24 protein-coding genes are annotated in these 12,415 nt (G+C 56.6%); all 24 read right to left on the bottom strand.

Translation table 11 applies throughout. The features are described 5' to 3' along the window. Nucleotides 1-26 precede the first annotated feature (26 nt). The 24 genes from ACQE3E_RS15600 to ACQE3E_RS15485 all read right to left on the bottom strand — a co-directional run bounded on the left by ACQE3E_RS15600 (nucleotide 27) and on the right by ACQE3E_RS15485 (nucleotide 12,414). Entirely contained in the window at nucleotides 27-596 is a 570-nt protein-coding gene (locus tag ACQE3E_RS15600; RefSeq protein WP_427500789.1) for a hypothetical protein, read from the bottom strand. Beyond that, the gene (locus ACQE3E_RS15595) at nucleotides 593-862 is read right to left on the bottom strand and encodes a hypothetical protein (RefSeq protein WP_427500788.1); all 270 of its coding nucleotides are present in this window, start codon (nucleotides 860-862) and stop codon (nucleotides 593-595) included. The genes ACQE3E_RS15600 and ACQE3E_RS15595 overlap by 4 nt, the downstream gene beginning before the upstream one ends. After that, on the bottom strand, nucleotides 859-1,422 hold the full coding sequence (locus tag ACQE3E_RS15590; RefSeq protein ID WP_427500787.1) for a lysozyme: 564 nt from the start codon (nucleotides 1,420-1,422) through the stop codon (nucleotides 859-861). Before ACQE3E_RS15590 ends, ACQE3E_RS15595 begins: the two co-directional genes overlap by 4 nt. 40 nt (nucleotides 1,423-1,462) lie before the next feature. Then, entirely contained in the window at nucleotides 1,463-1,690 is a 228-nt protein-coding gene (locus tag ACQE3E_RS15585; RefSeq protein ID WP_427500786.1) for a hypothetical protein, read from the bottom strand. Beyond that, nucleotides 1,687-2,361, bottom strand: a complete 675-nt coding sequence (locus ACQE3E_RS15580) for a KilA-N domain-containing protein (RefSeq protein WP_427500785.1) — start codon at nucleotides 2,359-2,361, stop codon at nucleotides 1,687-1,689. Before ACQE3E_RS15580 ends, ACQE3E_RS15585 begins: the two co-directional genes overlap by 4 nt. 289 nt (nucleotides 2,362-2,650) lie before the next feature. After that, on the bottom strand, nucleotides 2,651-2,974 hold the full coding sequence (locus tag ACQE3E_RS15575; RefSeq protein WP_427500784.1) for a hypothetical protein: 324 nt from the start codon (nucleotides 2,972-2,974) through the stop codon (nucleotides 2,651-2,653). After that, entirely contained in the window at nucleotides 2,974-3,354 is a 381-nt protein-coding gene (locus tag ACQE3E_RS15570; RefSeq protein WP_427500783.1) for an HNH endonuclease signature motif containing protein, read from the bottom strand. Before ACQE3E_RS15570 ends, ACQE3E_RS15575 begins: the two co-directional genes overlap by 1 nt. 152 nt (nucleotides 3,355-3,506) lie before the next feature. Beyond that, a complete protein-coding gene (locus ACQE3E_RS15565; RefSeq protein WP_427500782.1) occupies nucleotides 3,507-3,746 on the bottom strand; it encodes a hypothetical protein in 240 nt (79 codons plus the stop codon). Between the two features lie 28 nt (nucleotides 3,747-3,774). Next, nucleotides 3,775-4,176: a Mor transcription activator family protein gene (locus tag ACQE3E_RS15560; RefSeq protein WP_427500781.1), complete on the bottom strand. Its 402-nt coding sequence runs from the start codon at nucleotides 4,174-4,176 to the stop codon at nucleotides 3,775-3,777. Then, on the bottom strand, nucleotides 4,169-4,636 hold the full coding sequence (locus ACQE3E_RS15555; RefSeq protein ID WP_427500780.1) for a hypothetical protein: 468 nt from the start codon (nucleotides 4,634-4,636) through the stop codon (nucleotides 4,169-4,171). Before ACQE3E_RS15555 ends, ACQE3E_RS15560 begins: the two co-directional genes overlap by 8 nt. After that, nucleotides 4,629-5,090, bottom strand: coding sequence for a hypothetical protein (locus tag ACQE3E_RS15550; protein ID WP_427500779.1), 462 nt, complete (start codon nucleotides 5,088-5,090; stop codon nucleotides 4,629-4,631). Before ACQE3E_RS15550 ends, ACQE3E_RS15555 begins: the two co-directional genes overlap by 8 nt. A 102-nt stretch (nucleotides 5,091-5,192) precedes the next feature. Continuing rightward, a complete protein-coding gene (locus ACQE3E_RS15545; RefSeq protein ID WP_427500778.1) occupies nucleotides 5,193-5,657 on the bottom strand; it encodes a gp16 family protein in 465 nt (154 codons plus the stop codon). Continuing rightward, the gene (gene rdgC, locus ACQE3E_RS15540) at nucleotides 5,654-6,571 is read right to left on the bottom strand and encodes a recombination-associated protein RdgC (protein ID WP_427500777.1); all 918 of its coding nucleotides are present in this window, start codon (nucleotides 6,569-6,571) and stop codon (nucleotides 5,654-5,656) included. Before rdgC ends, ACQE3E_RS15545 begins: the two co-directional genes overlap by 4 nt. A 9-nt stretch (nucleotides 6,572-6,580) precedes the next feature. Then, a complete protein-coding gene (locus ACQE3E_RS15535) occupies nucleotides 6,581-6,742 on the bottom strand; it encodes a hypothetical protein (protein ID WP_427500776.1) in 162 nt (53 codons plus the stop codon). Next, on the bottom strand, nucleotides 6,729-6,938 hold the full coding sequence (locus ACQE3E_RS15530) for a hypothetical protein (RefSeq protein WP_427500775.1): 210 nt from the start codon (nucleotides 6,936-6,938) through the stop codon (nucleotides 6,729-6,731). The genes ACQE3E_RS15535 and ACQE3E_RS15530 overlap by 14 nt, the downstream gene beginning before the upstream one ends. Then, the gene (locus ACQE3E_RS15525) at nucleotides 6,935-7,459 is read right to left on the bottom strand and encodes a host-nuclease inhibitor Gam family protein (RefSeq protein ID WP_427500774.1); all 525 of its coding nucleotides are present in this window, start codon (nucleotides 7,457-7,459) and stop codon (nucleotides 6,935-6,937) included. The genes ACQE3E_RS15530 and ACQE3E_RS15525 overlap by 4 nt, the downstream gene beginning before the upstream one ends. Then, nucleotides 7,456-7,674, bottom strand: a complete 219-nt coding sequence (locus ACQE3E_RS15520; protein ID WP_427500773.1) for a hypothetical protein — start codon at nucleotides 7,672-7,674, stop codon at nucleotides 7,456-7,458. Before ACQE3E_RS15520 ends, ACQE3E_RS15525 begins: the two co-directional genes overlap by 4 nt. Next, nucleotides 7,655-7,915 (bottom strand): hypothetical protein, encoded by a 261-nt coding sequence (locus ACQE3E_RS15515; protein ID WP_427500772.1) that lies wholly within the window; start codon nucleotides 7,913-7,915, stop codon nucleotides 7,655-7,657. Before ACQE3E_RS15515 ends, ACQE3E_RS15520 begins: the two co-directional genes overlap by 20 nt. A gap of 2 nt (nucleotides 7,916-7,917) precedes the next feature. Next, nucleotides 7,918-8,226, bottom strand: a complete 309-nt coding sequence (locus tag ACQE3E_RS15510) for a helix-turn-helix domain-containing protein (RefSeq protein ID WP_427500771.1) — start codon at nucleotides 8,224-8,226, stop codon at nucleotides 7,918-7,920. Beyond that, entirely contained in the window at nucleotides 8,219-8,410 is a 192-nt protein-coding gene (locus ACQE3E_RS15505; RefSeq protein WP_427500770.1) for a hypothetical protein, read from the bottom strand. The genes ACQE3E_RS15510 and ACQE3E_RS15505 overlap by 8 nt, the downstream gene beginning before the upstream one ends. Beyond that, nucleotides 8,403-8,984, bottom strand: coding sequence for a hypothetical protein (locus ACQE3E_RS15500; protein ID WP_427500769.1), 582 nt, complete (start codon nucleotides 8,982-8,984; stop codon nucleotides 8,403-8,405). Before ACQE3E_RS15500 ends, ACQE3E_RS15505 begins: the two co-directional genes overlap by 8 nt. Further along, nucleotides 8,974-9,204 carry a hypothetical protein gene (locus ACQE3E_RS15495; protein WP_427500768.1) on the bottom strand — a complete coding sequence of 77 codons (231 nt, stop codon included), beginning with the start codon at nucleotides 9,202-9,204 and terminating at the stop codon, nucleotides 8,974-8,976. The genes ACQE3E_RS15500 and ACQE3E_RS15495 overlap by 11 nt, the downstream gene beginning before the upstream one ends. Continuing rightward, complete coding sequence (locus tag ACQE3E_RS15490; protein ID WP_427500767.1) at nucleotides 9,204-9,944, bottom strand: AAA family ATPase; 741 nt, start codon at nucleotides 9,942-9,944, stop codon at nucleotides 9,204-9,206. Before ACQE3E_RS15490 ends, ACQE3E_RS15495 begins: the two co-directional genes overlap by 1 nt. A gap of 13 nt (nucleotides 9,945-9,957) precedes the next feature. Further along, entirely contained in the window at nucleotides 9,958-12,414 is a 2,457-nt protein-coding gene (locus tag ACQE3E_RS15485; RefSeq protein WP_427500765.1) for a Mu transposase C-terminal domain-containing protein, read from the bottom strand. Nucleotide 12,415: the final 1 nt, after the last annotated feature.

Raw genomic sequence — 12,415 nt, 5'->3', positions numbered from 1 at the left:
GCCGCCGGCCAGTTGCTCACCACGGGTTAAACGGTGGTTTCCTCGCCGGTGCTTGCGGCGCTTTCTTCGACAGCGTCGACAGCGCTTTCCGCGCTGGCGGCCGCATCGGCGGCTACGGTCTCGCGAGGATAAAACTCGAGAATGGTCAAATCGATGTGATCGGCTTGCTCGGTTTCGTTGTAAATCAAGAACTCGAAACCCTGCTCGATGCGCTTGACCGAATCGGACAAATCCGCATCGGCGCCGGCGACCAGGCTGGCGCTGCCGACGCCGACCACGTCCACCCGAAATTGACCGTTTGGCAGCGGCGTGACAGACAACACGCCAGGATCGGTCGATTCCAGCGTAAACACGCCGTCTACAGAGGCTTGTACGCCCTCGACGGTTAAGCCGACCAGCGACACAATGAAATAAGCAATGGCGGTACTCAGTTTTTTCATGGGTTGTGTATCCAAAACATAACAAGTGTGGCCGTCCGACGTGCTCATCAACAGAGCCAGCCGGCCGGGGTAATTTCCCCGCAACCGGGCACGCAAGCCCCATTGCAAGAAAAACAGGGCGGCGGCAAATAACACCGCCAGCAGACTCGACCTCACGGCAGACTCCGGACAAAGCGCATAAACTCGCGGTGAGAGATGCCGCTATTAAGTAGCTCGAAGGTGGCCGCGCGGCCGGCGGCTTTGATATGCGCCAACCGGCCGCGTAACTCGGCCAATGCAAAGCGGTTTTTTGTGCAGGGAAATCGATGGTTTTTCAGGCGTTGATAACCCACCGCGTCTCGCAATTCGTCAGTGGCCAGCAACAACGTCACCACGTTCACTTTCAATTCGCCTTGCCGGCGCCGATTCAGCCAATCCATCACGCCACCGCCTCGAACAAGGCCCGCTCGGCCGCGCGGCGAGACACCAAGCCCGGCAGGATTTGTTTAACCCCGTCCACGCTGCCTTTCACCCAGCGATCGAACTCGGCGGCTGCCCCGGCCAAGTCGCCGGCTTCCAGCTTTTTGCGCAAGGTCGATTGCGCGTATTGGCCTTGGCCGATATTGAAAATCAGCGAGACCAGCGCATCGAACTGGTTTTGATTCAGTAAAACGCTAGTCACCGACCGCAAAAACAACGCGGTTTGCGCCACGTCGCGCGTCAATAAGTCTTGGGCTTGGCTAGGGTTGATGTGCAGCAAGGTCCGCGCTTCTTCAACGACTTTGCCGCGTTGCTGGCATTCGCGAATCAAGCGCATCAACCGAGAAACATCGCAGTTGGTGAACAAATGCCAATCGGCTTTTGGCAGCAGCACGTGACCGTAGCCGATCGTCAGGCGATTGGCCGGGCACAGGTAGGCTTGCAGATTAAGCGAATCGTGGCCGTTGCGAGTGATGATCTCGAAGGCGGCCGGGCTTGCGTCGTGGGGGTTATCGGTGTGCATAGACTCTCCAGCAGTTGCGGGAGAGTCTACGGACTAACGGTCAGCGAATGGATGCGAAGGGTTTCGCCTTCGGCTGTTGAGACTGTAACGATAGATCAAGCTGCGCCTTGGCGCGGATCAGCTCTTCGGCCAAATAGGCCAGCAGCATAGCTTGCTTCTCGCGGTTGACCACGTGCAGGTCTGTTTCCGGTATCAGCAAGTCGCCCACGGCCTCAATACAACAGGCAATGCGGTCGATTTGGTCCAGGGCATCGTGGGCGGCGGTCATGCTTGCCCCTCTTTTGGCAATAAACCATCACGGCGGGCTTGCCAGATTACTTGACGCACATTGTTGAAGGTTTTCCCTGTAGCCTGAACGATTTCATGCCGTGGCTTACCTTCCAATTCCATTTGGATAATAACATCCATCACTCTAAATTGCTCTTCCTGACGCCGTTTGGCACCAGCCAGCACGTTATGCAGCCCCAGCGACGCGCATTCTTCACCGGTGATAAACACTGTCGCACTTTTCAAGTCGGCCTTGGCGGCGTTGATGGCCTCGTGGTATTCGGCAAACTGAGAAAGCGATATCGGCTTATCCAGATGGAAGGGCTTGGACTGGATCGGCGCGGCCACTAAAGCATCGTAAGCCCGGATCACCTGCAAGTGAAACTTGGGGCTGATCCACATGGCGTAAGCGTAAACTAACTCTTTAGCAACATAAACGCCTTGCTGATTACCGCCATTTATAACTTTAAGTGATTGATTTTGTTCCAGAGCAGGAATTCCTGCTTTGGAAATTTCGTCGATTAACTCTTGAGCTTGCTGGTTTTTAAGCCAAAGACTTGGCCTATGTTTATTTTCACCGCCAGCGGCTTTATGCAAGTCATTCAGGCAGTAACGACCGGCTGAGTCTTGGCGAATGGGGGTGTCGGAAATTACGATAGATAGTGTGTTCATGATGTTTCTCGTGTAAAGATGGATTACCCGGCTACATGAGACCAATCATGGGCGCCGGACTGAACAGGTTGGTCTACCGGGATACACGAGAACCGGCCCGCCTTGCGGCGGCCTGCCCAGCCCGACATAATGATGAGCTGAAGCGATGCACATAAAAAAACCGCATGATGCGGCCATGTGCCGTGTAAATCCGAGAGACCAATCCCGAGCGCTGGATTTTGCCAGTGCCGTATCAGATTAGCCCCTCGGCTAATTTATTGTCAATATTTTTGAATAAAAATACGTTCCGTTACCTTTGCATTGCTTCGCGAACCACCCAAAACTCTTTGGTATCGCCTTGTTTTCTGACTTTATTTAGTCCAGACCACTTGACATCGCTGACAAACACTTTTTCTCCAGGCTGAAACATCGTGCAAGTGCCATCGGCAACTCCCGCCATCAACCCTTTTGTGAAAGCTGCCTTATCGTTTTCACGCGCATATCTCAAAAGGCTTTCCAATTGGGATTGGTCAGAACAACCGACGGCTGAATCAGTGATTTTTGAGTCAAAGGCGTATACAGGCAGAGCGCTAGCGAGGAAAAAAACGCTCAGAATAGTTTTTTTAAACATCATTATCTCCCACAATATGAATGATCCACATAGCGCTTCTTGCCGCTAGCGGTATAGGTGTAACAGCCCCCTCTCGGGCCGGTGTAGTAGCCATCCTGCGCTTTAGATGAATTAGCGCCACCTGACGACGAATGCTTCGACGACCCTGTCGAACAATCTTTCCGCTCCCATTTGTCCTTCGCTTTGCCTTCGGCTTCGGTTTGCCATTGCATGTTTGACGGATCGTCGGCACCGCCGCAGGCTAAAGGGGTTACATGGTCGATCACGTAGCCAGGGCAAGGTCCATGATTGGCGCCGTTGGCGGGGCAGGGATGCTCGCGCTTGAACGCCTCTTTAGCGGCTTGGCTGCGTTCTTGTTTAGCCTCCGTGGAAAGAGGCGTCATTGAGCATGCTGTCGAAATGCCGAAGATTAGAGCGGCTATCAGTCTTCTGTTTACCATAGTTACCCTCATTAAATGTTACGAACAAAAACCGAACACCATGCCCGGCGCGCTAGTTAACTTCAAATGTGGGTGTCTTTCAAGGTCTGGCGCTGTTATTCCTGCCCGGCTTCGCAAGCCAGCACACCCGCGCCGGTAATGCGCAGTCTGTTGCCGGTACGCTCCACGTATTTCAGTTCGATCAGTACCGACAGCGCGAAATCGATATCGTCCACGGCGTGGGTTAACTCCACCAATGGCGTCCACTGGTCTTGATGCAGTCGGCTGGCGTTGGCTTTGCGGTCTCGATACAGCGCTTCCAGGATTTGTTGGCGTTTTTTGGCGTCTTCGTTCATGCCTTGCTCCAAGGTGTTAAAAAACCGGTTAAAAACCGAAAATATCCAAATTGTTAACAGGGGGTTGACGATCCAGCCGGGTGATCGTCTGGATTTGCCGGTAGGTCAATTTATACCTGCGGACCAGCTCGTCCATCTTGGCACCCTGGGCCGCGTCGTGGCGGATGGCGATATCGCGCACGGCGCGCTTGGCGGCGTCGGCTTTCGCAATGAACAGCAGCTCGCCGGCAAAGGCTTGAATTAATTTGGCGGCTATGTGCGCGCCCAGCACCTGCGGCAATTCGCCGGACGCATCCAGTTTGGCCGGCACCGCGACCCGGCAGCCGGCGTAATGCTCCCAGACCGCCCACATCACGTCCCAGCCGCAATACTCGGCAATCCGCCGCAGGCTTTCCGGCAAATATTGTATGGGCAATTCGGCGTCAGTCATGGCGGTAGGCCTTCTCTTGGTACGCTTCGATTTCGGCAATTTGCTTTAGCAACTCCGTCGCAAGCTCCGGAGCGGCAAACTCCAGTTTCCGTACTAGCGCCGCGCGCTCTTCGGCCAGTTGCTGTACCACACTCAGCGCGACGAGATTGCGTTTGGCTTTGTCTTCCGGGTACTCGTTCGGCAAAGCGGGTTGCGGGTATTCGCGCGCCGGCAGCAAGGCCCGCAGCTCGGCCGGCGCCGGCCAACGCTTGGCCTGGCTGGCCAGCGCGGTAAACGCGATCCGCAAGCGCGGCCGGTCCAGGCCTTCATCCCAGGTAATCGGCCAGGCGCGCATGACGTGAAACCACACGCCGGCGGTGTGAGCCACCGTCTCGGCCGACGGCCCGCCGTCCAGATGCAGCACCACTAGGCCGCTCAGCCCCTTCGCGACGGCTTGCCGTAGCCAATCCAGATCAGCCATCGCCAAACTCCTTGAGTGACTGCAAGGCTTGGGCGGTCTTGCTGGCTGGCTTGCCCCCGGCCCGTTGGTCGCTAACCGATCCGGCCACCTGGATCCCTCTCCCCTCGGGAGAGGGTTGGGGTGAGGGCGAATCTTCCAGCACGCGCTTCAAGTAGTTGTGATTGGTCAGCGGCTTGCCGCCCTTGGCCTGGATTTGCTCGACCGTTTGCCGCATGGCCGGCGCCAAGCGAAGCACATCCGCCAGCGCCAAGGCGTCCTTGGCCAGCTTCAGCGCCCGATCGTTCGCCAGATCGCGGGATACCGACCGGAACAAGCCCAGATAACCGACCAACGCGAAGCCGGTTTCTCCGTCCAGCTTGGCCAGGATACCCAACAGCTCGCGGCCGGCTTCGTCTTGGACTATCGCATCCAGCGAGATGCGGGCGTGGCAGATGGGGCATCTATTGAGCTGCACGAATGATCTCCTCAATTACCCAAACAAACGTCACACCGGATGCAAACTCCCAACCTTTGATGTCATGTATCACCCAGAAAACGAAAATCGACGCCGCTAACATCATCCGTCGGCCCTCCCGTGCCGCCGCGCGTCCTTGGTCAGCGCAGTGATGATGCCGCTCAGCTGCTCATGTCCGCAAAACTCCAGCGCATCCTTTTTGTACATCCGCTTCGCCAGCGCGGCGGCGTATTCCCACGGATAGCCGGCCTCGGCCAACAGCGCTTCGATCTTCCTCAGCTTGGGCTCGCGATCCGATCCGCTCGGCAAGTTATGCGGCTTGCGGCCATGTTTTTTACTGGTGAATTTCGCGCCGGCTTGTTCCAGATGCCGGATCACGCGATTCAGCCCTTCGGACGACAACTCGTTCGCCGATTTCACGTTGCCGTGCGTCAGCAGCATGGCGCGATAAGTTTCGTCGTCCATCGCTAACTGCTTCTTGCCGATGTGGATTTTGGCGATCGCCGCGCGCCGCCGGGATTCGGATTTGGCGCGGTTGTGGTCGGGGGTATGGTTGCGGATGCTCATGGCGCACCGCCATCGCCCGCCAATTCGGGCGATTTGTATTCAAACAAGGTCAGCAGATCGCGAAAGGCGTGGGTCAGCCACAGCATTTGGCACGACGCCTCGTGTTGAAATGCTTCGATATCATCGGCCGCTTCAAAGCCGTCCTCGCCCGGGTCATGCTTAAAGAAAATACCTTTGCTGACAAAGCGTTTATCTAGCCGAAATGACACATCGTCGTTATGCAGCTCCAACTCAACCACTTGCTGGCCGCCTCGGATACGTTCGACAATGCCTTCTTTAGCCTCTTTCACTGAATCGAGTTTGACGCTGGCGGAAGTGCCGTTTTCTCCAGCGAGTTTACAGACGCCGCCCACGTCAAATCCTGCAAACCCATTACCGCTTTCCAATTCTCTATGCAACTTTTCGGTCAAGCTTTGCGTGATGCCGTCAATGTAAATTGTGGAGGCCTTGATGCTGCCAACCGCTTTGACCAGCCGGTTGGTCAAGGCATCCGCGAAGCGCTTACCGGTAGTAGCGACGATTAACATTTGCTCTTCGATTTGATAGTACGCGGTGATCCGCGCCGACTTCAACAGCGCCGTTTTGACAAATTCGCTATAGACCTCTTCAACAAATTTGTTTCGCAGCTGTTTCGTGGGATTGCCGCCGGTTTCCGCTAACAACACCTCCAAACGTTTGCGCGCTTCTTCGTTAACAATCGACCACGGCAGAATTTTCTCGTCGAACCGCAGTTTGAACGCGTAACCGCCCGGGTAAGGCAATACGTAGCGATCGTCCATGACTGGAATAAACCCCAACGCGCGTATTTCGTCGGGCCGGACTTCGGAAAAGGCATGTTCCGCAAGATGTTGCTCCAGCGCGGCGGCCGGCGGCAACTGGCATTTATAGGTGGTAGCGTGTTTAATCAGTTTCATGGCATATCCTCAATCAATCGCCCATTCCGACCGCACTCTCACGCGCAGCCGGTTGGCGGGTTTATGGCATTGCCGGGCCACCAGCTTTTTGAAAGCGCTGGCCTGACGTTGAGTGGAGCCGGCGAATTCGCCGCGTAGAAAGCGACCGGCTAGGTCGTTATTCAGCGCCATCGCGACCCCGCTCGGCATGCGCCAGATGCTGTGCCAGTTGATCGGCCTCGCGGTCCAGGCGTTGCGCGGCTTGCCGATCGGAAAAACCATCGGCGTAGCGTTCGGCATGGGCCGCGCATTGGCGTAAATAGGCGGCTTGCTGGCGTAAGTCGGCAATGCGTTGCCGGGTGGCGTCGTCTGTCAGTGCCGCGCTCATGACAATTCCTGCTCGAATGGCGTAATCGTGCAATCCTCCACGCCGGTTTTGATGGTGATGCCCGGCACGCCGGCCACGACAGCGGTCTCATTGAGAATTGCGTCTTTGTTAACCTCCTCTTTCACGCGCACGAAGCGAATCAAGCCGCGCGCTTTCAGCGCGTCGATGACCGCCTCGGCGCCGCGGATCGACACCGACGGCGGCCGCAAGCGGAATTGCACGGTGCCGGTGACAAAGCCGATGGTTTTGGTTTTTCCGCCATCGGTCAGTTCTTCTCGGTTGGCCTCGCAGTACAGCTGCACCCCGTCTTGCAGGCGTTTGAGCGAATCGTTGATCGCGGTAATCTTGCCGGTATAGTCGTCGGTAATCGCCGCGATCTCATCGTTCATCGCCGCTTGCAACACGGTAATTTGCCGAGTCAGCCGGCCGATCTCGTTGATCGATTCAGCACAGGCATCGCGGTCGCGCGGCACATCGGCGGTGGGATTGGCCACGGCCTTGAGTTTGGTGGGTTTCTTCATAATTTGACTCCGATCATTAATAAGAACAGCACGATCGCCAGCAACACGCCGGCCACGGCCCAGCCGCAATGCAGATCGTCTTTCAGGGTTTCGATTTGGCGCTTTTGCGCCGCCAGCTCTTGTTGCAAGGCGTTGACGCGGCGGTTGACGTGGTCGATATAGTCCGCGCTGCCCATGCGCCGATTCACTTGCATATCATGGATATTGGCTGCCATTGCCGCCTCCTAATTGATCGTTGGGGGTGTGGGTGGCGGCTTGCACCACGGCGATGGCTTCTTCCAGAGTCTTGTCTTGCACCTCTTGCCAAATCGCTACGGCTTGCAACAAGAACGCCATCAAATCGGTGGCCGGCGTCTTGGGCATTTGCCCTGCGGGCGCCACGATGACCGGATGGGTAAGGGTTTTAACCGACGGCACGCCGCCGGGTTGATCGTCAATGGAAATCAGTACGTGCATGGTTAGCTCCTATGGGGGCATTGTTGACAGGCTCTCCAGTGAGCCAGCCCAAGCTGATTGCTGGGGCGGGCCTTGCTGGCGAACTCGCGGCATTGCTGCCGGCTCAGCTCGGTCTGCAAATGAGGACAGTCGATCTGTCCGTACGCCTGTTCGAACGCCTGCAAAACCTTGTCGATTTTTGCGGGATATTTGTCGGCGACGATCAGCGATATCGCGGTGCGCGATACGCCAATCCGCTTGGCGACGTAGTTGATGCTGGATTCGGCGACAGCTTGCTTGAGTTGCGCTAATCGTTGGCTGGCGTCAGTCATGGCAATTTCTCCGGCTCAATTCTTCGACTTTAAAGTTGATCGCCTCGGATAGCGCCAGCGCGACATCCAGCGTCAACGCCAAGCGCAGATCGCCGTCTTGCTTGGTCACCACCAAATCCAAGCCACCGTCACCGCTGGCCAGCACCTTCAGGCTGGCGTTCTGACCGACGAAATACTTATTCATCGTCGCCGTCCTTCGCATCGGTCCAGACCACCGCGCCCAGGTTGGGGTCGTACACCTGCTTGATGCGCTGCACCATCGGCGGGCGCGGCCCGGTGTTATGCTCGGGCAGTAGCCGATACTTGCCGGCGTGGCAGGCTAAATATCCGGCCTTTTCCAGATTCGCCAGGTAATCGCGCGCGGCCGCCGGTGCCACCACGGTCTGTTCCGTGCTGGCCAAATAGGCCAGATCGACATAACCCAGCGGGTTGGGCGCGGACCGCAGCGTCCGCCACATGTTTTCCTGCCCGCTGCCGGCATTCACCATCGTTCCGTCCTTGCGGACTCTCGGCGCTTCCACGCCGTTGTCGCGGGTCAGCGTATACAGCTTGGTTTCGGCATCGAGCGTGATAAACCCGGCTTTCGCCAGCGATGTGACGTAGGTCCGAGTCGTGTCTTTATTGATGGTACCGGGCAAGGCGCGCACCAGACGCGGTAACCCAAATTCCTTGAGTTCGCGGATTTGTTCCCAAATGCGCTGGCGCGGGCTTTTGCCGCCAACGTATTCGAGGTGGGCGGGTTGGCGGTTATTGGACATTGTTGGCCTCCGATACTGGATCGGCTACGCCGGCGGCCATTGCCAATTCCAGCAAATCGGCCCAACTTACGGTATAAAACTTTCCCGTGTTTATGCACTCAATACATGGCGTGTGGAAATTGACGAGTGACATTTCGATTTTGACGCCATTTTTGGTTTCGGCCTCTCCGACTCGCTCGCGGAGTAGCATCGTGCCTTTAGGGTGAATGGTGCCTATCATCACGCTACCCTCCGTTTCGGCGCTTCGCCGGTGTAGAACGCCACGCCGTGCCCCTGGCACCAGCCCAAATCGACTTGCCGGACGCCTTGTTCGGCCGCCGCTTCCCGCACTTGGTCCAGGTTCACGCACACCCGCCGCACCGAGCCGTGGCTGTCCGCCACCAGCTTGCGCAACAGATCGTCGGCGCACTCGATGCCCTGGGCGTACACACTGGCCAAGCGCTTGGCGTCTTCCAAGTCCACCGGCAACGCCGGCACGAAGGCCAGGATGCGGCCGTGGAAGCGCTCCCACTTTTTCAGCTTTTGCGGCAAGTTCTCTTCGCCGATGATCAAAATCGGCGCTTGGCTGCCTTCGTAAATGTCGCGCACCAGCTCGACCGCCTTCTTGTCGACGATGTGATCCATCTCGTCGATGATCAGCGGCCGGCCGCTGGCGGCCAGTTGGTCGCAGACCTGATCCAGCATCTCACCGCAGGTTTGCGCCGGTTTAATGCCCATTTCGCCGAGGATTTTTTGCAAGATCACCTTTTTGGACCAGAGGCTCTTGATCTGCACGTAATAGCCGCGCACGCTGTTGCATAAGTAATTGCTGCTCAACGACTTTCCCCAGCCGCTCGGGCCGTAAAAACACACCAGACCGGGCAGGCCGGCGTGGCGCTCGATGGCCCGCTCCAGGGCTACCTGGCATTGCCGCATATTGCCGATGTGGGCAATACCGGGCGTTTGGATTTCTGCTATCATCTTGACCTCGTGTTTAACCGGCGCCACCGCTCGCACTGTGCAGAGTCGTGTTGCCGGCGTTGAAAAAGGCTTCCCAAGACCGACATTTCGCGGTGTTTGGGTAGCTGCTCATAAACGGCCGCAAGCTTTCCGGGATGGCCGTCCCGGTTGCAGCCTTGCTTTGCCACTCCCGCCAAAACAAATGGCGCGAGCGGTCGTCTTCCGGAATGGTGGCCGCCATTCCGGGAGATATTTCGTTCCGGATTTCAATCTTCTTGGCGATGATCTCCATGCCGGGTAATTCGTTGGCCGGGATGGCTTCCAACGTCAAAACCTCACCCGGAATCCGATCGATAACGGTGTCGCGCTTGTTATCCAGCCTTTTCAAGGCCGATTTTGCCCGTTTCTCTTCCTCCGCCATTTGCGCACTCATGGCGTGATAGCGGGTCGCCTCGACGAAATCGGCGGTACAGATCGGCGTGCCATCTAGGTCCTTAACCCATACATGGTGATAGTCGGCTAGGTCATACGCGACGATGACCGGCTTATCATTCATCGTTGCCAATACTGGGTGGTAATAGCGCATGCCACCCCAAGGCGTTACCGTGTCGCGGCGAATCGTCACGGTGACATGCGGCCGGAATTCTGCAATCAACTCATGCTCCGCAAGCGCTACCGGCTCCCAGCCGTGCGCAATATGCTCTTGCAAAGCTTCGCGTGGCGTTTGATGCCGACGCTTGCCGGTTACGGCGTCGACAACGCGCGGCAACGCGGCATGGGGGCGGTCGTTGTAGTCGTTGAATATCCGCTCGATCCACGCCACTGCCTGCTCGTAACTCTCGAATACCAAGCCCTTACCGATTTTTTCGATTTGCTTTTTCAGCTTGTCCCGCTCCAGCAGATTGCCGGCGCCCGCCGCCTTCACCATGTCATGGGTCAGCTTGCGAATACGCTTAAAACTCAGCTCATCCATGCTGTTTTTGTTCTGATAGGTCGCCAACTCCCGCGCCCGCTTATCCAGATAACTGGTATTAAAGTTCTCGGCGATGCCGTTGGCCTGCGAGTTACCGACTGTAACCGGATGCGTCCAGGTCATGCCTAGCCGCTCTTCCAGCGAGTGCACGGCTTTGGTGAATCGGTCGGAACCCTTTACCACTTTGGTGCTGTCGGTTTGCACCCGCGCTGGAATCCCCATTTCGCGGACAAAGTTTTCAACGCACTTCAAAATCACTTGCCAGTTCTCGGTCAAGCCGATGCCGGGTTTGGTCACAAAGCGCGTGGCCACATCACGTGCATGCCAAATTTCATAAGTCACAAATTCGCGGGTCACGGGGTGCGGCGCGGTAAAGTGGCTGTTCCAGCCGTCGGCATGCATCAACGACGCTGGAGCCAAACCTTCGGCGGTGCGGTGTTGGTAAAACCGCCGCGCCCGCAGTTGTGACCCGCTATAGCGGCCTTTATCCTGATCGGACTGACTGGCTTTATCGGTCAGCCAGCGGCAAACATTGGTGTAATCCGGCAAGCTATCCGCACCCAACTGCTCGACCAGTTGGTTATAAACCCATTGCTTGCTGCTACCCTGTGGCCGTTGGCGTAACGCCAGTGCCACCGGGTGCCAAGGCTTAATGGAAAAATCCTTTTGCCGTTTCAGCGGCGCATAATGCCCACGCGCGGCAAAATCCTTGCACCAGTTTTCATAGGTTTTAGCGGTTAGCTGGGTATTGGCGCGGCGCTTTTCCCAGGCATGTTCAAAGGACCACGTTAAAGTCGTGCTTAAAATGCCATCTTGATAACCAGTGTTTAACGCGGCAATTCGCCTTGCCATCGCACCTTTTCCACCACGCAAATAGTCGATCAGATTTTGCCGGGCGCGGTGGACATCCAATTGCTTTTGGTTGCCAAAAACACCGGGGACAATTTCAATTAACCGCCCGTTGCCTTCCACAAGGCTTTTTGAATGCTCACATGCAACCGATTCATTAGATAATTGGTTGCTATCGCCCCTTTGGCAGTCAACAGAAATTGATCCATCCATTCGTCCGGCTGAATCAATCCCAGCAGCATCAGCTGTTGCCGTTCTTCCATCTGTTTTTGGGTTGGTAGCGGCATGTTGAAGCGTTCCGTTACTGCCAAGTCGAGCAGATACTCCACCTGAAACAGGCTGAGAATTCGCAATAGATCGTCCATTTCGCTCCATTGTTGGGCTGTCATGTCGGGTGGCGACGGCACTAGTCTGACTAACGTTGCGGTTCTGTTCATGTTGCAACCTCAAATCCATGCGCCGACCGACGACGGCGGCATATATGTTGTCCGGGGCGATGGGCAGCTTGGCGATTTCAAACCATTTTTTTGGGTGCCGACTGCGGGTTTTCTGGTCGACAGACGCCCAATTTTCCTTTTCCGCCAAGGTCAGAATCCAGCGCGGCTTTTTGCCAATCGCCGCCGCGATTTCCTCAGCGTCGGCATACAGGGTTTTGTCGATGGCGCTCATA

Origin of the sequence: Methylomonas sp. MED-D (genome assembly GCF_050276835.1) — a bacterium.
Lineage (GTDB): Bacteria > Pseudomonadota > Gammaproteobacteria > Methylococcales > Methylomonadaceae > Methylomonas > Methylomonas koyamae_A.
Note: the sequence above shows the minus strand (reverse complement) of the source record. Positions and strands in the feature narration are given on the sequence as shown.